The sequence below is a fragment of the Streptomyces venezuelae genome, from assembly GCF_008642315.1.
In the GTDB taxonomy this organism is placed as follows: domain Bacteria; phylum Actinomycetota; class Actinomycetes; order Streptomycetales; family Streptomycetaceae; genus Streptomyces; species Streptomyces venezuelae_D.
On the sequence record NZ_CP029192.1, the window covers coordinates 3,017,567 to 3,039,730 of the forward strand.

20 protein-coding genes are annotated in these 22,164 nt (G+C 71.9%); 12 read left to right on the forward strand and 8 right to left on the reverse strand.

Annotated elements, in window-relative coordinates; translation table 11 throughout:
- Nucleotides 1-45 precede the first annotated feature (45 nt).
- From DEJ48_RS12635 to DEJ48_RS12660, 6 genes are all read left to right on the forward strand, one after another.
- Nucleotides 46-738 carry a class F sortase gene (locus DEJ48_RS12635; RefSeq protein WP_150216219.1) on the forward strand — a complete coding sequence of 231 codons (693 nt, stop codon included), beginning with the start codon at nucleotides 46-48 and terminating at the stop codon, nucleotides 736-738.
- A gap of 66 nt (nucleotides 739-804) precedes the next feature.
- Nucleotides 805-1,548, forward strand: a complete 744-nt coding sequence (locus DEJ48_RS12640; RefSeq protein WP_150216220.1) for a hypothetical protein — start codon at nucleotides 805-807, stop codon at nucleotides 1,546-1,548.
- Nucleotides 1,548-2,876 carry a sensor histidine kinase gene (locus DEJ48_RS12645; protein WP_150216221.1) on the forward strand — a complete coding sequence of 443 codons (1,329 nt, stop codon included), beginning with the start codon at nucleotides 1,548-1,550 and terminating at the stop codon, nucleotides 2,874-2,876. Before DEJ48_RS12640 ends, DEJ48_RS12645 begins: the two co-directional genes overlap by 1 nt.
- A 94-nt stretch (nucleotides 2,877-2,970) precedes the next feature.
- The gene (locus tag DEJ48_RS12650) at nucleotides 2,971-3,330 is read left to right on the forward strand and encodes an SH3 domain-containing protein (protein ID WP_150216222.1); all 360 of its coding nucleotides are present in this window, start codon (nucleotides 2,971-2,973) and stop codon (nucleotides 3,328-3,330) included.
- Between the two features lie 75 nt (nucleotides 3,331-3,405).
- Nucleotides 3,406-4,776, forward strand: coding sequence for an FtsW/RodA/SpoVE family cell cycle protein (locus DEJ48_RS12655; protein ID WP_150216223.1), 1,371 nt, complete (start codon nucleotides 3,406-3,408; stop codon nucleotides 4,774-4,776).
- A gap of 1 nt (nucleotide 4,777) precedes the next feature.
- Nucleotides 4,778-6,238 (forward strand): peptidoglycan D,D-transpeptidase FtsI family protein, encoded by a 1,461-nt coding sequence (locus tag DEJ48_RS12660; protein WP_150216224.1) that lies wholly within the window; start codon nucleotides 4,778-4,780, stop codon nucleotides 6,236-6,238.
- A gap of 14 nt (nucleotides 6,239-6,252) precedes the next feature.
- On the opposite strand, the gene DEJ48_RS12665 is transcribed toward DEJ48_RS12660, so the two are convergent.
- The gene (locus DEJ48_RS12665; RefSeq protein WP_150216225.1) at nucleotides 6,253-7,359 is read right to left on the reverse strand and encodes a ferritin-like domain-containing protein; all 1,107 of its coding nucleotides are present in this window, start codon (nucleotides 7,357-7,359) and stop codon (nucleotides 6,253-6,255) included.
- Between the two features lie 125 nt (nucleotides 7,360-7,484).
- Here DEJ48_RS12665 and DEJ48_RS12670 point away from each other — a divergent pair, with 125 nt between their 5' ends.
- The 4 genes from DEJ48_RS12670 (at nucleotide 7,485) to DEJ48_RS12685 (ending at nucleotide 11,137) form a co-directional block, all read left to right on the forward strand.
- Entirely contained in the window at nucleotides 7,485-8,423 is a 939-nt protein-coding gene (locus DEJ48_RS12670; protein WP_150216226.1) for an AurF N-oxygenase family protein, read from the forward strand.
- 83 nt (nucleotides 8,424-8,506) lie between these two features.
- On the forward strand, nucleotides 8,507-9,235 hold the full coding sequence (locus DEJ48_RS12675) for a TetR/AcrR family transcriptional regulator (RefSeq protein ID WP_150216227.1): 729 nt from the start codon (nucleotides 8,507-8,509) through the stop codon (nucleotides 9,233-9,235).
- A 10-nt stretch (nucleotides 9,236-9,245) separates the two neighbouring features.
- A complete protein-coding gene (locus DEJ48_RS12680; protein WP_150216228.1) occupies nucleotides 9,246-9,497 on the forward strand; it encodes a hypothetical protein in 252 nt (83 codons plus the stop codon).
- Between the two features lie 479 nt (nucleotides 9,498-9,976).
- Nucleotides 9,977-11,137 carry an NlpC/P60 family protein gene (locus tag DEJ48_RS12685; RefSeq protein ID WP_223832016.1) on the forward strand — a complete coding sequence of 387 codons (1,161 nt, stop codon included), beginning with the start codon at nucleotides 9,977-9,979 and terminating at the stop codon, nucleotides 11,135-11,137.
- On the opposite strand, the gene DEJ48_RS12690 is transcribed toward DEJ48_RS12685, so the two are convergent.
- The 5 genes from DEJ48_RS12690 to DEJ48_RS12710 are packed head-to-tail and all read right to left on the reverse strand — an operon-like array spanning nucleotide 11,107 to nucleotide 16,763.
- Nucleotides 11,107-12,345: a styrene monooxygenase/indole monooxygenase family protein gene (locus DEJ48_RS12690; protein ID WP_150216229.1), complete on the reverse strand. Its 1,239-nt coding sequence runs from the start codon at nucleotides 12,343-12,345 to the stop codon at nucleotides 11,107-11,109. The genes DEJ48_RS12685 and DEJ48_RS12690 overlap by 31 nt on opposite strands.
- A 27-nt stretch (nucleotides 12,346-12,372) precedes the next feature.
- On the reverse strand, nucleotides 12,373-12,990 hold the full coding sequence (locus tag DEJ48_RS12695) for a GTP-binding protein (protein ID WP_150216230.1): 618 nt from the start codon (nucleotides 12,988-12,990) through the stop codon (nucleotides 12,373-12,375).
- On the reverse strand, nucleotides 12,971-13,393 hold the full coding sequence (locus DEJ48_RS12700; protein WP_150216231.1) for a DUF742 domain-containing protein: 423 nt from the start codon (nucleotides 13,391-13,393) through the stop codon (nucleotides 12,971-12,973). The genes DEJ48_RS12695 and DEJ48_RS12700 overlap by 20 nt, the downstream gene beginning before the upstream one ends.
- Nucleotides 13,390-13,887 carry a roadblock/LC7 domain-containing protein gene (locus DEJ48_RS12705; protein WP_150172192.1) on the reverse strand — a complete coding sequence of 166 codons (498 nt, stop codon included), beginning with the start codon at nucleotides 13,885-13,887 and terminating at the stop codon, nucleotides 13,390-13,392. The genes DEJ48_RS12700 and DEJ48_RS12705 overlap by 4 nt, the downstream gene beginning before the upstream one ends.
- A gap of 8 nt (nucleotides 13,888-13,895) precedes the next feature.
- Nucleotides 13,896-16,763, reverse strand: coding sequence for a nitrate- and nitrite sensing domain-containing protein (locus DEJ48_RS12710; protein WP_150216232.1), 2,868 nt, complete (start codon nucleotides 16,761-16,763; stop codon nucleotides 13,896-13,898).
- Nucleotides 16,764-17,119: 356 nt separating this feature from the next.
- On the opposite strand from DEJ48_RS12710, the gene DEJ48_RS12715 reads away from it, so the two are divergent.
- Entirely contained in the window at nucleotides 17,120-17,965 is an 846-nt protein-coding gene (locus DEJ48_RS12715) for a protein phosphatase 2C domain-containing protein (RefSeq protein WP_190537366.1), read from the forward strand.
- 22 nt (nucleotides 17,966-17,987) lie between these two features.
- On the opposite strand, the gene DEJ48_RS12720 is transcribed toward DEJ48_RS12715, so the two are convergent.
- Nucleotides 17,988-18,494 (reverse strand): MarR family winged helix-turn-helix transcriptional regulator, encoded by a 507-nt coding sequence (locus DEJ48_RS12720; protein ID WP_150216233.1) that lies wholly within the window; start codon nucleotides 18,492-18,494, stop codon nucleotides 17,988-17,990.
- Between the two features lie 258 nt (nucleotides 18,495-18,752).
- On the opposite strand from DEJ48_RS12720, the gene DEJ48_RS12725 reads away from it, so the two are divergent.
- The gene (locus DEJ48_RS12725) at nucleotides 18,753-19,586 is read left to right on the forward strand and encodes a lysozyme (protein WP_150216234.1); all 834 of its coding nucleotides are present in this window, start codon (nucleotides 18,753-18,755) and stop codon (nucleotides 19,584-19,586) included.
- A gap of 55 nt (nucleotides 19,587-19,641) precedes the next feature.
- On the opposite strand, the gene lon is transcribed toward DEJ48_RS12725, so the two are convergent.
- Nucleotides 19,642-22,056: an endopeptidase La gene (lon, locus tag DEJ48_RS12730; RefSeq protein ID WP_150216235.1), complete on the reverse strand. Its 2,415-nt coding sequence runs from the start codon at nucleotides 22,054-22,056 to the stop codon at nucleotides 19,642-19,644.
- Nucleotides 22,057-22,164 lie beyond the last annotated feature (108 nt).

A 22,164-nucleotide genomic window follows, 5' to 3' on the forward strand; every position in this document is an offset into this window, starting at 1 on the left:
CGAGCAAGCGCCTCCCCTGCCCCCCTCCACCACAGGAGCCCCCACATGGCCCCCCGCACCCCCGCCGGCTTCGAGCCCGACACGCCCCACGCGCCCGACGCACCCGCGCCAGCCCGTCGGCAGAACGCCCGTACCGCCCGCATCGCCGCCGCCGGAGCCCTCACCGCCGCCCTCGGCATCGGCCTGATCGCCTGCGGGCAGAGCGGCGGCGGCAACGGCGACCCGGCCCCCGACGTGAAGGTCCACAACGCCGCGACCGCGCAGGCGAAGCAGGCCGTCGCCCCGTTGAAGGCGTCCAAGCCGACCGGGCTGCGGATTCCCGCCGCGGGGGTCGACGCCAAGTCGATGCTCGACCTCGGGGTGGGCGCCGACCAGGAGCTCGACGTGCCGCCCGTGGACAAGGCGGACGAGCCCGGCTGGTGGACCGGCGGGGTCACGCCCGGCGAGAAGGGGCCCGCCGTGATCGTCGCGCACTACGACACGGCGAACGGTCCCGCGCTGCTGAAGAACGTCGCGAAGGTCCACGTCGGGGACACTGTCGAGGTGCCCCGTGCGGACGGCAGCACGGCGACGTTCAAGGTGCGGGAGATCCAGCAGGTCGACAAGAGGGACTTCCCCACCAATAAGGTGTACGGGGCGACCGACCGACCGGAGTTGCGCCTGCTGACCTGCGGTGGACCCATCGTGGGCGGTCACCGCTCGGACAACATCATTCTCTACGCCGACCTGGTGACGTAACAATGGTGACGTGACGACAGGCCTGGTGCCACGACAGGCCGCGCCCCCGCGGCAGGCAGGAGTGCAGTGCAACGCAGCCGGCTCGCGCCAGCCGCCTTCGCCGTCCTCGCCGTCCTGCTGGCGGGCGGCTGCGGCGATCCCGGCGGGCTGCGGGGCGCCGGCCCGACACCGACCGCCGAGGGGCCCACGCACCTCTGGCCCGATCTGCCCTCCCCTTCGGTGCCCGCCGAGGACTACGGCGCCATAGAGGCGGTCAAGGTCAAGGGCGTCGAGGTGCCGCAGGGCGACCTGCGCAAGGTGGACCCGGTCGACGTCGTGCGCGCGGACTTCACCGAGAACCCGGGCACGTACGAACCCACCGACAAGGCGTACAAGGAAACCGTCGAGCGGCTGAAGGACTGCGCCGAGGACGGTTCGGGCGAGCAGGGGCGGTGCCCGGTCCTCAAGGCGTACTACCGCGACCTGACCGGCGACGGCAGGGACGACCTGATCGTCGGCGTCTCCACGCCCGACGACAACCTCGACATCCGCGTCTACGCCGAGGAGGAACGGCAGCTGACGCAGATCATGGAGATGAGCGACGCCGTGCTCGGCGTCGAGCTCGCCGGGCGGGACCTGATCATCCGCGCCATCTCCAGCCTCGCGGGGTACGAGTACCACACGGTGTGGTCCTGGGACTCGCACCAGAAGGCGATGCTGCCGACCAGCGACGAGATCGTCCGAGCCGCGAAGGGGCACCGGGGGAAGGCGCCGAAGTCCTCGACGCCCCGGCCCTCCGCGCGGCCCACGCCCAGCGGGAGCGGCGGGTGATGAGTCGCCGTCAGCCGCGCGGGCCGCGGCTCCCCGCCTGGACGGCGACCCTCACCTGGAAGGCCGCCGTCTTCATCACCGTCATGTGCTGTGCGCTCGCGGCGCTGCTCGGCGCGCTCGTGCACGTCTCGGTGACCAACCAGACCGTGGGCCAGGCCCGCGACCGTGCCCTCTCCCGCCTCGACGAGGTCACCGAGCGGTACGAGGCAGGCGACCGGCTCGGCCCCGGCGCGGGCGTCGACCCGGTGGGCCTGCCCTCGCGCCTGCGCGACCTCGCGGTGAGCGGGCAGCGCGGCACGATGGTCGCCGCCCACGAGTCGCGGCCGACGATGTGGGCGGCGGGGCCCGCCGACGGGGGCCGCGCCATCGCCGTCCAGGTCGACTACGCGCAGGGCGCCCGCACCATCGACGGGCTCGACCGGGCGATCCTCGGCTCGTCGGTCCTCGCGATCGGGGCGACGCTGCTGGTCGGCGCGTTCGCGGTGACGCGGGTGACCCGGCGGCTGCACCAGACGGCGCAGGTGGCCCGGCGGATCAGCGGGGGCGACCTGGACGCACGCGTGGAGGACCCGCACGCCCGGCCCGACGGCACGGGTTTCCCCCGGCACCAGGACGAGGTGGCCGCGGTCGCCGGGGCCCTGGACACCATGGCGTCCACGCTCCAGGGCAAGCTGCTGAGCGAGCAGCGGTTCACCGCGGACGTGGCGCACGAGCTGCGCACCCCGCTGACCGGGCTGCACGCGGCGGCCGAGCTGCTGCCGCCGGGACGGCCGACCGAGCTGGTGCGCGACCGGGTCGCCGCGCTGCGCACGCTGACCGAGGACCTCCTGGAGATCTCCCGGCTCGACGCGAAGAGCGAGGCGGTGGATCTGGACGCCCATCAACTCGCTCCACTGGCGGAGCGGGTGGTGCGTTCTTCCGGGGAGGGCACGGAGCTCGTCGTCGTACGGGATGTGTGTGTGGACACCGACCGGCGGCGCCTGGAGCGGGTGCTCGGCAATCTCGTGGCCAACGCGCACAAGCACGGGCGGGCGCCGGTGCTCGTGACCGTGGACGGTCCCGTCGTCTCCGTGCGGGACCACGGCGACGGCTATCCGGAGTACCTCGTGGAGCACGGGCCGCAGCGCTTCCGCACCGAGGGCACCAGCAAGGGGTCGAGCAAGGGGCACGGGCTGGGGCTGACCATCGCGCTGGGCCAGGCGGACGTGCTCGGTGCGCGGCTGGCCTTCTCGAACGCGGCGGACGGCGGGGCGGTGGCGACGCTGCGGCTGCCGTACGAAACGGCCGGGGACGGCGAGGAGACGGGCACACCGCACGGCGGAACGTGAGCTTGCGAGGGTGCGGAGTGCCGCTTTTAGTGTGAATTGCGGCTTGTGGGCATCCGCCTCGGCCGCCCCGCTCCCCTTTCCCCGAGGAGGCCCCATGTCCCCGCGCTCCACCACTGTCCGGCTCGGCATACTCGCCGCCGGCGGCGCCCTCGCGGCGCTCGCCGCCGCAGGCCCGGCCGCCGCCCTCGACGGCGCGGCCGACGCCAACAACCACCCGCCCGTCTACAAGGGCCGTGTCACCGCCAAGACCGGACTCCTGCTCCACACCTCTCCGACCCGCGGCAGCAAGGTGATCCGCACGGTGCCGCGCGGCAAGGTCGTCACCATCTTCTGCAAGACCACAGGCGACCGCGTCGTCAACAACAACATCTGGTACCTGCTCACCGACGGCACCTGGGCCTGGGGCGCCGCGCACTACATCGCCAACATCGGCAAGGTTCCGCGCTGGTGCTGAGGACGACTCTCTTCGCCCGGCCGACATAGTCGACATAAGCGGACTTCAGGGTGAATTGCTTGCTACGTTCCCGGCATGGCCGGAACCAGCGCGGGCACCGCACCCCCAGCGGTCCCGGCTGTCCGAGTCCCCCGGCGCCGCGGCACCGAACTCACCCTGCTCGTCGTGGCCGTCCTGCTCTCCGTGTACGGCTACTGCGCCGTCGGCCTCGCCAAGAACGACACCGTCCCGCCCGGCGCCGCCGGTTACGGCGCCGGGCTCGGCGTGCTCGCACTCGTCGCGCACCTCGCCGTCCGGCTCCGCGCCCCGTACGCCGATCCGCTGCTGCTGCCCATCGCGGTCCTCCTCAACGGCCTGGGCCTGGTCCTCATCTACCGGCTCGACCTGGAGACCCCGCACGACGAGGCGGCGCCCGCGCAGCTCATCTGGTCGACGGCCGGCGTCGGCCTGTTCATCGCCGCCGTCCTCTTCCTGCGCGACCACCGCGTGCTGCAGCGCTACGCCTACCTCTCCGTCGTCACCGCACTGATCCTGATGATCGTGCCGATCTTCTTCCCCGCCGTGAACGGCGCCCGGATCTGGATCAGGATCGGCGGCTTCTCCATCCAGCCCGGCGAGTTCGCGAAGATCCTGCTCGCCGTCTTCTTCGCCAGCTACCTCGCGGCCAACCGCAACGCCCTCGCCTACACCGGCCGCACCCTGTGGCGGTTCAAGCGGCTCCAGCTGCCCACCGGGCGCGTGCTCGGCCCCATCGTGGCGATCTGGCTGCTCAGCGTCGGCGTGCTCGTCCTGGAGCGCGACCTCGGCACCTCGCTGCTCTTCTTCGGGCTCTTCGTGATCCTGCTGTACGTCGCCACGGGCCGCATCGGCTGGATCGCGGTCGGCCTGCTCCTCGCCGCGCTCGGCGCGTTCGCCGTCGGCTCGCTGGAACCGCACGTCCACAGCCGGGTGGAGGACTGGCTGCACCCCTTCGCCTCCATCGACGCGGGCCGCGGACCGAACCAACTCGCGCAGTCGCTCTTCGCGTTCGCGGCCGGCGGGATGCTCGGCACCGGGCTCGGGCTCGGGCACTCCATCCTGATCGGCTTCGCCGCGAAGTCCGACTTCATCCTGGCGACGGCCGGTGAGGAGCTCGGCCTCTCGGGGCTCTGCGCGATCTTCCTGCTCTACGCCCTGCTCGTGGAGCGCGGTTTCCGTGCGGGGCTGGCCCTGCGCGACGCCTTCGGGCGGCTGCTCGCGATCGGGCTCGCCTCGATCCTCGCGCTCCAGGTGTTCGTGATCGCGGGCGGCGTCATGGGGCTGATCCCGCTGACGGGCATGGCGATGCCGTTCCTCGCGCAGGGCGGTTCGTCCGTCGTCACCAACTGGATCATGGTGGCGCTGCTGATCCGCGTCAGCGACTCGGCCCGCAGTCAGCCCGTGCCCACCCCCGCGGAGGCCGAGTGACATGACGCGGTACATCCGGCACGCCGCCGCGTTCTGCGCGCTGCTGCTCATCGCCCTGCTCGTCAACGCCACCCGCGTCCAGGTCTTCCAGGCCGGCTCGCTCGACGCCAACGAGGCCAACCGCCGCAACGCCATCGTCCGCTTCGAGCAGCCGCGCGGCGACATCCTCGTCGACGGGCGGCCCGTGACCGGCTCCCGGGACACCGGCGAGCAGCTCCGCTACGAACGGACGTACAAGAACGGGCCGTTGTACGCGCCCGTCACCGGCTACGCCTCGCAGGTGTACGGCACGACCTTCCTGGAGCACGCCGAGGACGACATCCTCTCCGGCACCGATCCGATGCTCGCCCCGCTCCCCCTGTGGAACGACATCACCCGCGCGCAGAACCCCGGTGGCAAGGTCGAGACCACGATCAAGGCCGCGGTGCAGCAGGCGGCGTACGCGGGCCTCGGCGGCAAGCGGGGCGCGGTCGCCGCGCTGGAACCGTCGACCGGGAAGATCCTCGCGCTGGTCAGCGCCCCTTCGTACGACCCCGAGAGGCTCTCGGGGACCGACCGGGCGGTGGCCGACACCTGGGCGGAGCTGAACAGCGGCGCGACCAAGCCGATGCTGAACCGGGCGATCCGGCAGACGTACCCGCCCGGTTCGACGTTCAAGGTGGTGACGGCCGCGGCGGCGCTGGACTCGGGCGCGGTGACGGACCCGGACGCGCCGACCAAGTCCCCGAACCCGTACACGCTGCCCGGCACGAGCACCCAGCTGACCAACGAGGTCGACGGCTGCACGAACGCCAGCCTGCGCTACGCCTTCCAGTGGTCCTGCAACACGGTCTTCGCGAAGCTCGGCGTCGACACGGGCCTCGACCCGATGGTCGGCACGGCCCGGAACTTCGGCTTCAACGACAGGGGACTGAGAATCCCCTCGTCCGTCGCGGCCAGCAACTTCGACACCTCCATGGACCGGGCGCAGCTCGGCCTCTCCGCGATCGGGCAGTACGACACCCGGGCGACGCCGTTGCAGATGGCGATGGTGTCGGCGGCGGTGGCGAACGGCGGGTCGGTGAAGGCGCCGCACCTGGTGGACCGCACGACGACCGAGGACGGGGACGTGGTCGACACCGCGGGCACCAAGTCCCTGCGACAGGCGATGAACCCGGGCACCGCGGCGCAGCTGCGGGAGATGATGACGCAGGTCGTCGACGAGGGCACGGGCACGAACGCCGCGATCCCCGGCGTGACGGTCGGCGGCAAGACGGGTACCGCGCAGCACGGCATCGACAACTCCGGTACGCCGTACGCCTGGTTCATCTCGTGGGCGCAGGCGGACGACGACCCGGAGCCGTCGGTGGCGGTCGCCGTGGTCGTGGAGGACGCGGCGGCGGACCGCGGGGACATCAGCGGGGGCGGCAGCGCGGCACCGATCGCGAAGGCGGTGATGGAGGCGGCGATCGGCGCCCACTGACCTGCGTCCGGGCCCTATTCCGCCTCGCCGGAAGCGATCGCGTCCCGCACCTCCGACACCCGCTCGTGCTCCTCGGCCGCGAAGCGCTCCGCGTCCAGCTTCTCGGCGATCTCCTCGTCCTGGGCCATCAGCAGGTCGAGGTTGGCGTTCCCCATCTCGAAGACGCCCATGTCGACGTAGGCCTCTTGCAGGCGCTTGCCCCACAGCCCGATGTCCTTGACGCAGGGCACGATGCGGGAGAAGAGCAACTGTCGGAAGAGGGACAGGAATTCGGACTGCTCGCTGTACTCCTGGGCCTGCGCCTCGGGGATGCCGAAGTTCTCCAGGACCTCGTCACCGCGCAGCCGGTCGCGCATCAGGTAGCAGCCCTCGATGACGAACTCCTCGCGCTCGCGCAGTTCGGCGTCGGTGAGCTGCTTGTAGTAGTCGCGCAGCGCCATCCTGCCGAAGGCGACGTGCCGGGCCTCGTCCTGCATCACGTACGCGAGGATCTGCTTGGGCAGCGGCTTGTCCGTGGTGTCGCGGATCATGCCGAACGCGGCGAGCGCGAGGCCCTCGATGAGGACCTGCATGCCGAGGTAGGGCATGTCCCAGCGGGAGTCCCGGAGGGTGTCGCCGAGCAGCGCCTGGAGGTTGTCGTTGATCGGGTAGAGCATGCCGATCTTGTCGTGCAGGAAGCGGCCGTAGATCTCCGCGTGCCGCGCCTCGTCCATGGTCTGGGTCGCGGAGTAGAACTTCGCGTCCAGGTCGGGGACCGACTCGACGATGCGGGCCGCGCACACCATCGCGCCCTGCTCGCCGTGGAGGAACTGGCTGAACTGCCAGGAGGCGTAGTGCTTGCGCAGCTCACCCTTGTCGCGGTCGGTCATCTTCGCCCAGTGCGGTGTGCCGTAGAGCGTCATCGACTCGTCGGGGGTGCCGAGGGGGTCGAGCGGGTCGACCTCCAGGTCCCACGCGATGCGCTTGGCGCCGTCCCACTGCTTGTCCTTGCCCTTCTGGTAGAGAGCGAGGAGGCGGTCGCGCCCTTCGTCGTACTCCCAGCTGAAGCGGGCCGAACTGGCGGACGGTACGCGCCAGTTGAGCCCGTCCGGTGGACTGGTGTAAAGCTCGTGCGTCGCCATGACGGCAGGCTCACACGCTACTGGACAAGCGGTCAACAAGTCGTGCGCAAGGGATTGACGGCCTTGCTGACAGGCAGTCTCATAAGAGATGACCGCCGGTAACCCGCGACAAGTCAGGAACAGTCATGACGACCGTGACGGAAGACGTTTCGCTCGAGGGCCTGCGGGACGCGCTCGGACTGCTCAAGGACCGGGAGCAGGTCGCCCTGCGGCTCCTGGAGTCGTCCGCCAAGCACTCCTTCGACCCCGACAAGGAACTCGACTGGGACGCGCCGCTCGAAGAGGGCAAGTGGTTCTGGCCGCCGGAGCTCGTCTCCCTGTACGGCACGCCGATGTGGAAGCGGATGTCCGAGGAGCAGCGGTTCGACCTGGCCCGGCACGAGGCGGCGTCCCTCGCCTCGCTCGGCATCTGGTTCGAGATCATCCTGATGCAGCTGCTCGTGCGGCACATCTACGACAAGTCGGTGACCAGCAACCACGTGCGGTACGCGCTCACCGAGATCGCCGACGAGTGCCGGCACTCCATGATGTTCGCGCGGATGATCCAGAAGGGCGGCGCCCCGACGTACCCCGTCACGCGCCTCAACCACAACCTCGCGCGCGTCCTGAAGACGGTCTCCACCACCCCCGGCTCGTTCGCCTGCACGCTGCTCGGCGAGGAGATCCTCGACTGGATGCAGCGCCTCACGTTCCCCGACGAGCGCGTCCAGACGCTGGTGCGCGGGGTGACCCGCATCCACGTCGTCGAGGAGGCCCGCCACGTCCGGTACGCGCGTGAGGAGCTGCGGCGCCAGATGGTGACCGCCCCCGCGTGGGAGCGCCAGCTGACCCGCCTCAGCTGCGGCGAGGCCGCCCGCGTCTTCTCCCTCGCCTTCGTGAACCCCGAGGTCTACACGAACGTCGGCCTGGACCGCAGGGAGGCCGTCGCGCAGGTGCAGGCGAGCGGGCACCGCAGGGAGGTCATGCAGACGGGCGCGAAGCGGCTCACGGACTTCCTGGACGACATCGGTGTGATGCGAGGAGTCGGCCGACGGCTCTGGCGCTCTTCGGGGTTGTTGGCCTGAGTCCTTCGCCGCGGGTCTCGTGTGGCTTGTCGCGCGGTTCCCCGCGCCCCTACGGGGACGCACCCCGGGTTACGCTGCGAGGCATGACCTCGCCTGCCGCCACCACGCCCGCGTACCGCCGCCTGAGCGTCGAGGCGCGGCGGCGGCAGCTCCTGGACTCCGCGCTCACCCTCTTCGCGCACCGCGCGCCCGAGGAGGTCAACCTCGACGACGTCGCGGAGGCGGCCGGCGTCTCGCGGCCGCTCGTGTACCGCTACTTCCCCGGCGGCAAGCAGCAGTTGTACGAGGCCGCGCTGCGGTCCGCCGCCGACGACCTGGAGCAGTGCTTCGCCGAGCCGCCGGAGGGCCCCCTCACGCGGCGCCTCTCGCGCGCCCTCGACCGCTACCTGGCCTTCGTCGACCAGCACGACACGGGGTTCAGCGCGCTGTTGCAGGGCGGCAGCGTGGTGGAGACGTCGCGGACCTCCGCCATCGTGGACGGCGTGCGCAGGGCCGCCGCGGAGCACATCCTCAGCCACCTGGACGTGCCCGAGCCGGGGCCCCGCCTCCGCATGACCGTCCGCATGTGGATCACCGCGGTCGAGGCGGCGTCCCTGATCTGGCTGGACGAGGAGAAGCAGCCGCCGCTCGACGAGCTGCGGGACATGCTCGTCGAGCAGTTCATGGCGGTGCTCGTGGCTACGGCGGGACGGGACCCGCAGACCGCGGAGGTCGTCCGCCGGGCGCTGACCCTGGAGACGCCCGAGGGGCCCGTGGGCGCGCTCGCCCGCCGGGTGCTGCCCGTGGTCGCCGACGCGGCGCACCTGCTGTGACACTGGGGGCGTGAAGAGCGAAGACACCCCGTTCGTGGACGGCCCCCTGGACGGCCGGGTCCTGCCGATCCTCCTCGGCCCGACCGGACACCCCCCGAAGGTCTACCGCGTCCCCGTGCCCGACGACGCGGGCGGCCCTCCGACCGTCCTGGTCTACCGCCGTGTCCGCTCGGCGGGCGCGAGGTGGCGGTACGAGTTCGACCCGGAGGGCGACAAGGGAAGCGGCCTGAAGTGGCCGTGGTCAAAACAGGGTCCCCGCTGACGGCTTTCCCCCGCGGCCGGCTGGGGGCTGACCGCGCAGTTCCCCGCGCCCCCAAAAGCCCCGGGGCCCCCGGAGGGTGATTCCTGCGGGCGGGTGGGGGCTGATCGCGCAGTTCCCCGCGCCCCTAGACGCCCCCGGGCCCCCGGGACGGTGGGTCCCTGCGGGAGCGTGGGGGCTGGCCGCGCAGTTCCCCGCGCCCCTGAAGCGCCCCTCCGGGCGCCCAGGGGCGGTGGGTGCCTGATCGCGGGGTCACTTCAGGGACACGGGACGAAGTACGACCCAGGGGCGCGGGGAACTGCGCGAGCAACCCCCACCCGCCCGCAGGCGGAAACCGTGGGGATGCAAATCGCCACGCCGACGACCCCTGCAAGGGTGACCCTCGTTGCGCCGACCGCACCCCGCCGGGAGGCGTGCACCCCCGACGCGCCGGATGCTCGCCCTGCGCGCAGGAGAGCCCTCCGCGCACCGGAGGTGATGACGTGTCAGACACACTGCTGCGGTGGGTCTGCACAGGGGCCGCCCTCGGCGCCCTGTGCACCACCGCGACCCCCGCCCACGCGGCACCCAAGGCCCCGGGGCCAGAAGAGCGCCCTGTCACCCAGCTCCTGACGGAGCTTCAGCGGCTGTACCGGTCCGCGGAGGAGGCCACGGAGACGTACAACGCCACCGCGGAGAAGCTGAAGAAGCAGCGGGCCGACGCCGCCGCCCTGGACCGCGAGCTGGCGAAGGCCCGCGCCTCCGTGCGCGACAGCCGGAGCGACGCAGGCCGGTTCGCGCGCCAGCAGTACCAGGGAAGCAGCAACCTCTCCCCGTACATGCGCCTGCTGCTCGCCCGCGACCCGCAGCGCGCCCTCGACCAGGGCCACGTGCTGCAGCGGGCCGCCGCGGGCCGCGCCGCCACAGTGGAGCGGCTGACCGGCGGGGAACGGAAGGCCGGTGATCTCGCGGGAGCCGCGAAGCGGGCCCTCACCTCCCAGGCCGCCCTGGCCGCCCGGCAGAAGCGGCAGCGGGACCGGGTCGACGGGCAGCTGCGCGACGTCGAGGGGCTGCTGTCCTCGCTGACCGTCGAGCAGCTGGCCGCGCTGCGGCAGGCGGAGGAGGCCGACACGGCGCAGGCCCAGGAGAAGTTCCTGGCGTCCGGCGCCCTCGGCGGCAGCCCGGCGCAACGGGCGCCGTCACGGCAGGGCGACACCGCCGTCGACTACGCGGTGCGGCAGATCGGCCGCCCCTACAAGTGGGGCGCCGAAGGACCCAAGGCGTTCGACTGCTCGGGGCTGACCCAGCGGGCCTGGGCGCACGCGGGCCGCAAGATCCCACGGACCAGCCAGGAGCAGTGGAAGGAGTTGCGCCGCATTCCCCTGAACAAGCTCCGCCCGGGGGACCTCGTCGTCTACTTCCCGAAGGCCACGCACGTGGCGGTGTACCTGGGCGACGGCAAGGTCGTCCAGGCACCGCGCCCCGGCACCCGTGTCAAGGTCTCGCCCATCGCGGCGAACCCGGTCCTCGGCGCCGTGCGGCCCGACCCCGGGGGCCGGGCCATGCGCGGGTACACGCCGCCGAAGCTGCCCGCGGGCGCCACCTCGGGCAGTGACATCGGGTACGGCAGGAGTCAGGCGCCGGGCGCGACCGACTCCAGGTAGGCGGCGGCCTTCTCCGGGTCGAAGAAGAAGTTCTCGAAGTCGGCCGGGTCGTTGAAGCCGTTGGCGAACCGGTCGGCGACGGGCTGGAGCTGACCGGCCGCGCCGAGGATGTTCAGGACGTGCTCCGGCGGGGCGCCCAGCATCGCGTTCGTCCACTTGGTGACGTGCTGCGCCGTCTCCCAGTAGCGGTCGAAGGCCGACTGCATCCACTCCGCGTCGAAGGGCTTGTCGCCGTGGTCGACGATGGAGGAGATGTACGAGGCGGCGCACTTGGACGCCGAGTTGGAGCCCTGGCCGGTGATGGGGTCGTTGGCGACGACGACGTCGGCGACCCCGAGGACGAGCCCGCCGCTGGGCAGCCGCCCGATCGGCTTGCGCACGGTGGGGGCGTACCGCCCGGCCAGCGTGCCGCCCGCGTCGGTCAGCTCGACCTTCGTGGCGCGCGCGTACTCCCAGGGCAGGAACTTCTCCAGGAGTTCGAGGGTGAGCGCCAGGTGCTCGCTGGGGTCCTTGATGCCCTGGAAGACGTCGAGCGGGCCGCCGGGTATGCCCTCCCAGAAGAGGATGTCCGCGCGGCCGGACGTGGTGAGCGTCGGCATGACGAAGAGCTCGCCGACACCGGGCACGAGGTTGCAGCGGACCGCGTCGAACTCGGGGTGCTCGGGGCGCGGGCCGAGGCCGTGCACGTACGCCACCGAGAGCGCGCGCTGCGGGGCGTCGAACGGCGAGCGGGCGGCGTCGCGCTCGAACATGGACACCAGCTCGCCCTTGCCCGCCGAGACGAGCACGAGGTCGTAGGTGCGCGAGAAGTAGTCCAGGTCACCGACGGCCGCGCCGTGGATGACCAGCTGCCCGCCGCGCTGCGCGAACGTGTCCATCCAGCCGGCCATCTTCACGCGCTGGTCGACGGATTGCGCGTACCCGTCGAGCTTGCCGACCCAGTCGATGACGCGGGCGCCGTCGGGGCCCGCGACCGAGACGCCGACGCCCTCGATCCTCGGGGCCTGCGACTCCCAGAAGTTCGCCTGGATGTCGCGCTCGTGCTGGAGCGCCGTGTGGAACATGCACTGCGTGGACATGACCCGGCCGGACCGGATCTCGTCCGCGGTGCGGTTGGACATGAGGGTGACCTCGTACCCCTGTGCCTGGAGTCCGAGGGCGATCTGGAGTCCGGACTGGCCGGCTCCGACGACGAGTATCTTCCGCATGCGGGTCCTTCTTACTTCCTCGGGGTCTTACTCAGGGGTGGCGTCGAGCGCGTGGCCGACCAGGGCGAGGAGCGACTCGATGACCGAGATCCGCTGCCTGGCGTCCATGATCAGTACCGGTATGTGCGGCGGCACCGTCAGGGCCTCGCGCACGTCCGCCACCTCGAACTTCTCGCTGCCGTCGAAGTGGTTGACCGCGACGACGTACGGCAGGCCGCAGCTCTCGAAGTAGTCGAGGGCGGGGAAGCAGTCGGACAGGCGGCGGGTGTCGGCGAGCACGACGGCGCCGATCGCGCCGCGCACCAGGTCGTCCCACATGAACCAGAACCGCTGCTGGCCCGGCGTACCGAAGAGGTAGAGCACCAGGTCGTCGTCGAGCGTGATGCGGCCGAAGTCCATGGCGACCGTCGTGGTCGTCTTCTCCGGGGTCCCGCTCAGATCGTCGGTGTCGGCGCTCGCCTGCGTCATCAGCGCCTCCGTCTGGAGGGGCGTGATCTCGGAGACGGCGGTCACCAGTGTCGTCTTGCCGACGCCGAAACCGCCCGCCACCACTATCTTCGTGGCGATCGGGGCACGTGACCTGTCCGTCTGCCAGGCCTGCAACTGACCCTCGTTCTCGAGGAGTTCAGAGACGGCGGAGTCCACTCAGCACCCTTTCCAGCAGTGCGCGGTCGGGCGCACCCGGGCCGTGGCCCGTTCCGTACACCCGGATCTTTCCCTGGTCGGCGAGGTCGCTGAGCAGCACGCGGACCACGCCGAGCGGCATCTTGAGGAGCGCCGCGATCTCCGCGACCGTGCGCATGCGACGGCAGATCTCGACGATCGCCCGCATCTCCGGCATGACCTTCGACAGCGTGCCCTTGGGCAGTTCGAGGCGCTCGTCGGGCGCCTCGATCGCGGCGTTGCTCGCCACGAACGTCTCGACGAGCAGCACGTGCCCGAATCTGGTCCGGCCGCCGGTCAGCGAGTAGGGGCGGACGCGGGCGGGTTTTCGGTCGCCGCCCCGCTGCGGCAGCTTCGGCGTCTTGCTGCTGCGGCTGCTGCTCATCGGGCACTCTCCATCGACTGGCGCAGCTCGCTGCGGAGTTCGGGGGTGAGGACGTGCCCGGCGCGGCCGACGAAGAGGGCCATGTGGTACGCGACGACGCTCATGTCGCAGTCCGGGGTGGCGTGCACGCCGAGCAGCGAGCCGTCGCTGATCGCCATGACGAAGAGGCTGCCCTCCTCCATCGCGACGACGGTCTGCTTGACTCCGCCGCCGTCCATCAGCTTCGCGGCGCCGATGGTGAGGGAGCCGAGCCCGGACACGATGGTCGCGAGGTCGGCGCTCGACCCCTTGGGGCCCGTCGGCTTCTCCGCGGGGCGCTCGGCGTTGCGCCCGGGGTCGGAGGAGAGCAGGAGCAGCCCGTCGGACGAGACGACCGCGACGGAGAGGAGCCCGGGCACCTCCTCCACCAGGTTCGTCAGGAGCCAGTGCAGGTTGCGTGCTTCCCTGCTCAGGCCGTACGTGGCGGGTTCGGCGGAAGAACTGGGCGTGCGCATGGGCGCAGTCAACTGCTTGCCTCCTCGACTGGGTCCCCCATTACGTCTGCGGCTCGTTCATTCTTTTCATCACCCGAGTCATCACTCGGGTGATCACCGGAGATCTCGGCCTCCACGTCCCGTCGGCCGCTGATCGCGCCCTGGTGGAAGTTGCCGAGGCGGCGCCGGAGTGCCTCGGCGTCCACGGAGCCGCTACGCGGCTTGGGCGCGGCGGCCGCGGGGGCGGTGATCTTCGGGGTGCGCTTGGGCAGGCCCTTGTCGGTGACGCGCTCCCACTTGGGGGGCGCGGGCCGTGCCGAGTCGGGCTCGGGGCCGGGCTCCGTGTGCTCGGGCTCCGGCTCGGTCTCCTCCGGTACGGGAGGCGCCGTGAGCTCCATGGTCGTCTCGGGCGACGGGGAGGGCTCGGGAGCGGGTTCACCGGCCGGTTCGACGGACGGCTCGGGGGCCGGTTCGGCGGACTGCTCAGGGTCCGAGTCGGTGGACTGCTCGGGGGCCGGTTCGGCGGACTGCTCGGGGGCCGCGTCGGGGGACGGTTCCGGGGACGGCGAGGGCAGTGCCGTCTCCAGGGTCCGTTCGGCCGCCGCGATCAGCGGGTCCTCGCCGGGCGCGCCGGCCAGCCGCCCCGGAAGCACGTTGGAGTTGGCCTCGGCCTCCGACCCCGGCAGATGGGTCAGCGGCTCCCCCGCACGCGGCGGCGTGACCACCGCGGCCTGCGAGGGCGCGTCCGCGAGGATGCCCTCGGGCAGCACGACGACCGCCGCGACCCCGCCCTGCTTCTGGTCCCGCAGCCGCACCCGCGCCCCGTGCCGGGCGGCGAGCCGCGCGACGACGTAGAGGCCGAGCCCGAGGCCGTCCCCGCTCTCCTGGTCGTACGCGTCGTCGGGGTCGAAGTCCGCGAGGCGGGCGTTGAGCTCCCGCATCCGGTCCTGGGTGACGCCGATGCCCTCGTCCTGGACGGAGAGCATGACCTCGCCGTTCTCCAGGAGCCAGCCGGAGACCTCGACGGAGGAGTCCGGCGGCGAGAACGAGGTCGCGTTCTCCAGGAGTTCGGCGGTGAGGTGGCTGATGTCGTCCGCGGCGAAGCCCGCCACGTGCGTGTGCGGCGGCAGCGTGGCGATGCGGACGCGTTCGTACCGCTCGATCTCGGAGACGGCCGCGCGCACCACGTCGACGAGCGGGACGGCACCGGGGTGCTGGTGGCCGTGTTCCGCGCCGGCGAGGACCAGGAGGTTCTCGCTGTGCCGCCGCATGACGGTGGCGAGGTGGTCGAGCTTGAAGAGCGTGGCGAGGCGGTCCGGGTCCTGCTCGCGGTCCTCCAGGTGCTCGATGACGGCGAGCTGGCGCTCCACCAGGCCGAGCGTGCGCAGGGCCAGGTTGACGAAGGTGCCGTGGATGGACTGGCGCACCCGCTCCAGGTGCGCGGAGGCCTCGGCGAGCTCCTCGCGCAGCGCCGCGCGCTCGTCGGCCATGGACTGGCGCTGCCCGATGAGGTGCTTGCGGTCCGATTCGAGGGTGGCGAGGCGCTCGGTGAGGGCGGCCGCGTGGCCGTGCAGGGCGTTGACGGAGCGTACGACCTGGGCGAACTCGTCGTCGCGGCCGGTGAAGCGGATCGGCTCCTGGGGCGCGGGCTCGGTGGCGAGGCGGGCCGAGCCGAGGCGCAGGACCGCGAGCGGGCGGGTCAGCGTGCGGGCCGCGCCCATGGCGACGCCGACGGCGACGAGCAGGCAGACGCCGACGAGGGCGATCCGGATCTCCAGCGCCGTGACGTCGTCGTCGCGCAGCTGGGCGAGCTGCTTGGTGCGCTCGACGCCGAGCGCGGACTCGGCGCCGCGCATGGTCTCGATGCGGGCGGAGAGCGCGGCGTCGACCTTCTTCCTGTCGTAGCGCCGCTCGGCCGCGGAGAGCTTCGGCTGGTCGGTGAGGCGCTCCAGGTACTTCTCGGCGGCGCCGACCTCGGAGCCGGTGACGGTCGACTCGTACGTGGCGCGGGCCGGGTCGCTCGCCGCGTCGCGGAAGTCGGCGAGGGCGGCCAGCTCGCGGACGCGGGCCCGCTGGGCTGCGGAGCTGAGCTCGTCGCGCCGCTTGGCGTCGGCCGGCGACTCCTCGGTGACGGTGGTCGGCAGGCCGGTGACCGGGTCGACGGTGGAGGTGCCGGTGGGGCGGGGCAGGGCGAGGGCGGCGAGGAGGAGGCCGCGGGCCGCGGCGGCCTGCTCCACGGCGTGGTCGAGGTCGGAGAGGGCGAGGGCGCCCTGGTTGGCCTCGGGGGGCAGCTTCTCGGCCAGGTCGCGGGTGAGGCCGTGCAGTTCGGCGATGACCCTGGTGTACGCCTCGTGGGCTTCGAGAGCGGTGCTCTTGCCGGTGAGCGCCGCTCTGCGCACGGCGGCGATGTCGGCGAGGTCGCCGCGCAGTCCGGCGGGCGCGTCGGCGCCGCGGAGCTCGTCGATCTGCCGGTCCACGCGGGCGCTGCGGCTCTGGGAGAGGCCCTTGTCCTGGGGTCGTCCGGCGGCGATGAAGGTGGTGACCTCGTCCCGCTCGTCGGCGAGCGAGTGGCCGAGGGAGACCGCCTGCTGGGTCTGTTCGGCGAGGGTGACCAGGTTCTGCGTGTCGTTCAGGTCGCCGGACGCGGCGAGGACGGCGGGCGCGCCCGCGCCCGCGATGGCGGCGGCCACGACCGCGACCGCGACGATCAGCCGATTGCGCACACGCGCGGTGGGCGCCTTGTTGACCGGCGGCGCCGCGGCTTCGGGCACGGAGGCGTCCGTGCCCGTGCGCTCCGGCACATGCTCGGTTGGAGTCGTCGCGCCCGGCGTGGCCCCTTCCGGGGCCGTCTGCTTGCCTTTGCGCCGAGGCCGCATCTTCTGCACCGGTGCTCGCATTCTTGTTTTCGTCTGCCCTTGGCCCGGGTGACGACCTGTCAACACGAGCGCTCCCCCGGTACGGCTCCTGACCTTTCCAGTGCCGGTTGGTGGCGGTCGCGCATCGCCTGCCTGGCCACCCGAAGGAGTGAACATCGGCGGGGAGTTGGCGAGCAAGTCCCGGCACGGCCGCCGGAGGGCCTCCGCGGTGCGCCGGTTGGACGTCTCCGACCGGCTTTGGCAGGATGCGCCGCCACACCCCTGACGGAGGTGATCATTCCGGTCGAATCCGGCGCCCGCACCGCCCGTTCGTGGCCCTCCGTGACCCCTTCGCGGCTTCCGGTGGACCCTGTGAAGGCCTCGTGCAGACTGGCCGGATGCGTATCGAACTCGCCACCGAGCCCGGTGACCCCGCACGCCCCAACGAGGACTACGCGTCGGTCGCGCTTCCCGCGTCCGGACAGGGCGGATCGCTCGTCCTCCTGGATGGTGTGACCCCGCCCGAGGGGTCGGTGGGCTGTCCGCATTCCGTCCCTTGGTTCACGGCGCGTCTGGGCGGTGCACTGGGGGAACTGTCCGTTTCACGCCGGGATATGACGCTCACTGAGGTCCTGGCGGCAGGCATCACGCGTACCGCCGAAGCACATGGTTCAACCTGTGACCTTTCTCACCCGCGCACCCCTCAGGCAACCGTGGTGCTCGTGCGGTGGGACGAGGAGCGCGTCGAGCACCTCGTCCTGTCCGACTCGGCGCTCCTCATCGCGGGCAATGACGGCGAGGTGACGGCCGTCCTCGACCGGCGCCTCGCCGAACTGCCGCCCACCGTGCAGGCCCTGCGCGACCAGGTGCGCGCCCTGCCGCGCGGCTCCGCCGAACGGGACGTCGCGGCCCGTGCCTACGGAACGGCGGTCGAGGCGCTGCGCAACGCGGAGGACGGCTTCTTCACGGCCGCGTCCGACCCCTCGGCCGCCCTGCGCGCGGTCGTCGGCGAGCTGCCGCGGGCTGACGTCACGGCGGTGGCGGCGCTGACCGACGGGGCCGGGCGGTGGGTCGAGACCTTCCGCGAGGGCGACTGGGCCGACTGCTTCGCGCTGCTGCGCAAGCAGGGGCCGCGGCATCTGGTCTCCCGGGTGCGGGAGTTGGAACGCGCGGATCCGGACCGCCTGGCCTTCCCGCGCGGAAAGCGCCACGACGACGCGGCGGTCGTCTACGCGGAGTGGTGACGTACCCGGTCCGGGATTGTCGTCAGTTCTCCGCGCTCGCGTTCAGGCGGCCGAGCAGCCGGGCGAGTTCGGCGACCTCCGTGCGCTCCCAGCTCGCGAGCCGCCGCACGTAACGGGCGCGGCGGGCGGCGCGCACCGTGCGGAAGCGGGTGCGGCCGTCGGGTGTGAGCCGGATGAGCCAGGCGCGGCCGTCGGCCGGGTCGGGCTCGCGTGCGACGAGGCCGAGCTCCTCCAGGGCCCGCAACTGGCGGCTCATCGTGGCCTTGCCGACGCCGATGAAGGCGGCGAGGTCGGTGGCCCGCTGCGGGCCGGAGTCGTCCAGGCAGACGAGCAGTCCGTACGCGGCGGGCTCCAGGTCGGGGTGGACCTGCCGCGCCATCTCGCCCGATGAGGCCCGCGCGCGGCGCAGCAGGAGCGACAACTCCCGTTCCAGGGAGAGGAACTCGCGGTCCTCTCCCCGCGCCTGCCGGGTCTCGCGCCCGTCGTCGCCCTGCGTGCCGGGCTTCACGCCTTCTTCTGCAGCACCCATGTCCCGCTTTCCCGACTCTGAAAGTTATCGCCCGAAGGCCCTCGCGCCGCGGCCGTGGCGGCAGCGGTCTGACCAGTATTTCGCAAGGTCCGGGCGGTGCCGCTCCGGTGCCACCGCCACAGGAGTGGACCAACGGCAGAACTCGGGACCTCTTCCCTAGCGGCGGTCTACGTGCGTAGCGTTTTACATGACATGTTCACACCACTGCATGTCGACAGGTCCCCACCGAGCACCACCGAGGCCTTCGGAGGCACGCCCATGCCCGTGCACAGACCCGGACCGGCCCGCCGCTCGCGCTTGTCGCCGGCGGGGGTTCTCCTCGCAGCACTGTCCGCCCTCTCCCTCCTCCTGACGCTCCCCACGGCGGCCCGAGCGGACGACGTCCCCGAGCGCGGCACCGCCCGCCTCGGCCAGGGCGTCATCGAACACGACGGCCAGGGTGGCCGCCCGTCCGGTGGTGACGCCGCCCAGACCGAGGGCGTCGACGTCAGCAGCCACCAGGGCAACGTCGCCTGGCAGACGCTCTGGAACAGCGGGGTGAAGTGGGCCTACGTCAAGGCCACCGAGAGCACCTCGTACAAGAACCCCTACTTCACCCAGCAGTACAACGGCTCGTACAACGTGGGCATGATCCGCGGCGCGTACCACTTCGCGACGCCCGACACCTCCAGCGGCGCCACTCAGGCCAACTACTTCGCGAGCAACGGTGGCGGCTGGTCGCGCGACGGCAGGACGCTGCCGGGCGCGCTCGACATCGAGTGGAACCCGTACGGCGCGGCCTGCTTCGGCAAGTCCCAGTCCGCGATGGTCAGCTGGATCCGTGACTTCCTGACCACCTACAAGGCGCGCACCGGCCGCGACGCCGTCATCTACACCGCGACCAGCTGGTGGAAGCAGTGCACCGGCAACTACAGCGGCTTCGGCGCGAGCAACCCGCTCTGGATCGCCCGCTACGACACGAGCCCGGGCGAACTCCCGGCCGGCTGGGGCTTCCAGACCATGTGGCAGTACACCTCGTCGGGCCCGACGGTCGGTGACCACAACAAGTTCAACGGCGCCCTCGACCGGGTGGTGGCGCTCGCCAACGGCTGAGCGCACGGACGGCGGCCACCCGGTGCGGAGGTGGCCGCCGTCTCTTCGTGCGGTCCTACGCGGCAGCCGGGATCCTCACCTCGGCCGCCGTGAGCGCCAGTTCGAGCACCTGGCGCACGTCCGTGACCGCGTGCACGTCGAGCTTCTCCAGGACCTCGGCCGGGACATCGTCGAGGTCCGGCTCGTTCCGCTTCGGGATGATCACCGTGGTGATCCCGGCGCGGTGCGCGGCGAGCAGCTTCTGCTTCACCCCGCCGATCGGCAGGACGCGGCCGGTCAGCGAGATCTCACCGGTCATCGCCACGTCCGTGCGGACCAGGCGGCCGCTGAGCAGCGACGCGAGGGCGGTCGTCAGGGTGACGCCCGCGCTCGGGCCGTCCTTCGGCACGGCGCCCGCGGGGAAGTGGACGTGCACGCCCCGCTCCTTCAGGTCGCCGACCGGCAGCTCCAGTTCGGCGCCGTGCGAGCGCAGGAAGCTCAGCGCGATCTGCGCCGACTCCTTCATGACGTCGCCGAGCTGACCGGTGAGCGTGAGCCCCGACGCACCCGTCTCCGGGTCCGCGAGCGAGGCCTCCACGAACAGCACGTCGCCGCCCGCCCCGGTGACCGCGAGCCCGGTCGCCACGCCCGGCACCGAGGTGCGCCGCTCCGCCGGGTCCTGTGCGGACTCCGGCACGTGACGCGGGCGCCCGATCAGACCGCGCAGGTCGTCGTCCTTGACGGTGGAGGGCAGCTCGCGGTCGCCCAGTTCGTGCTGGGCCGCGACCTTGCGGAGCAGCCGTGCGACGGACCGCTCCAGGTTGCGCACGCCCGCCTCGCGCGTGTACTCGCCGGCGAGCTTGCGCAGCGCGCTCTCGTCCAGGACCACCTCGTCCTTGTCGAGGCCCGCGCGCTCCAGCTGGCGCGGGAGCAGGTGGTCGCGGGCGATGACGACCTTCTCGTCCTCGGTGTATCCGTCGAGGCGGACGAGTTCCATGCGGTCGAGCAGGGCCTCGGGGATGGCTTCGAGGACGTTGGCGGTGGCGAGGAAGACGACGTCGCTGAGGTCGAGTTCCACTTCCAGGTAGTGGTCGCGGAAGGTGTGGTTCTGGGCCGGGTCGAGGACTTCGAGGAGGGCGGCGGCCGGGTCGCCCCGGAAGTCCGAGCCGACCTTGTCGATCTCGTCGAGGAGCACCACGGGGTTCATCGACCCGGCCTCCTTGATGGCCCGCACGATGCGTCCGGGCAGCGCCCCCACGTACGTACGGCGGTGGCCGCGGATCTCCGCCTCGTCGCGTACGCCGCCGAGGGCGACGCGCACGAACTTGCGGCCCATGGCGTGCGCCACGGACTCGCCGAGCGACGTCTTGCCGACGCCGGGCGGGCCGACGAGAGCGAGGACGGCGCCGCCGCGGCGGCCGCCGACGACGCCGAGGCCGCGGTCCGAGCGGCGCTTGCGCACCGCGAGGTACTCGGTGATGCGCTCCTTCACGTCCTGGAGCCCGGCGTGCTCGGCGTCCAGGATCTCCTGGGCGCCCTTGATGTCGTACTCATCCTCGGTGCGCTCGTTCCACGGCAGTTCGAGGACGGTGTCGAGCCAGGTGCGGATCCAGGAGCCCTCGGGCGACTGGTCGCTCGCGCGCTCCAGCTTGTCGACCTCCTTGAGGGCGGCCTCACGGACCTTCTCGGGGAGGTCGGCGGCCTCGACGCGGGCACGGTAGTCGTCGGACTCCTCACCTTCCTGCTCGCCGTTGATCTCGCGCAGCTCCTTGCGGACGGCGTCGAGCTGGCGCCGCAGCAGGAACTCGCGCTGCTGCTTGTCCACGCCTTCCTGCACGTCCTTGGCGATGGACTCGGCGACGTCCTGCTCGGCGAGGTGCTCGCGCAGCTGCTCGGTGGCGAGCTTGAGGCGGGCGACCGCGTCCTCGGTCTCCAGGAGCTGGATCTTCTGCTGGGTGGTCAGGAACGGGGAGTACCCGGAGTTGTCGGCGAGCGCGGCGACGTCGTCGATCTGTGTGACGCGGTCCACGACCTGCCAGGCGCCGCGCTTCTTCAGCCAGCTGGTGGCGAGCGCCTTGTACTCCTTGACGAGCTCGGTGACGGCGCCCGGCAGGGGCTCCGGCACGGCGTCGTCGACCTTCGTGCCCTCGACCCAGAGGGCCGCGCCGGGCCCGGTCGTGCCCGCGCCGATGCGCACACGGCTCCGGCCGCGGATGAGGGCGCCGGGGTCGCCGTCGGAGAGCCGTCCGACCTGCTCGACGGTGCCGAGGACGCCGGTCGCGGCGTACGTCCCGTCGATGCGCGGAACAAGCAGCACCTTCGGCTTGCTGTCGCCATCGGAACGGGCGGCGGCCTGTGCGGCCTCCACCGCGGCCCGTACCTCGGCATCGGACAGGTCGAACGGGACCACCATGCCGGGCAGGACCACCTCGTCGTCGAGCGGCAGCACAGGCAGAGTGAGCGAAATGTACGAGGCGGACTCAGTAGCCATGATCTCCCTTTCGGCATTCAAGTTGAGCTGTACCGACTCAATGCTTGTGAGCGCCGAGATGTTCCCAGGGGCATGTTCGCTGTGAGCGATCATCGGATGGCGTCCTGT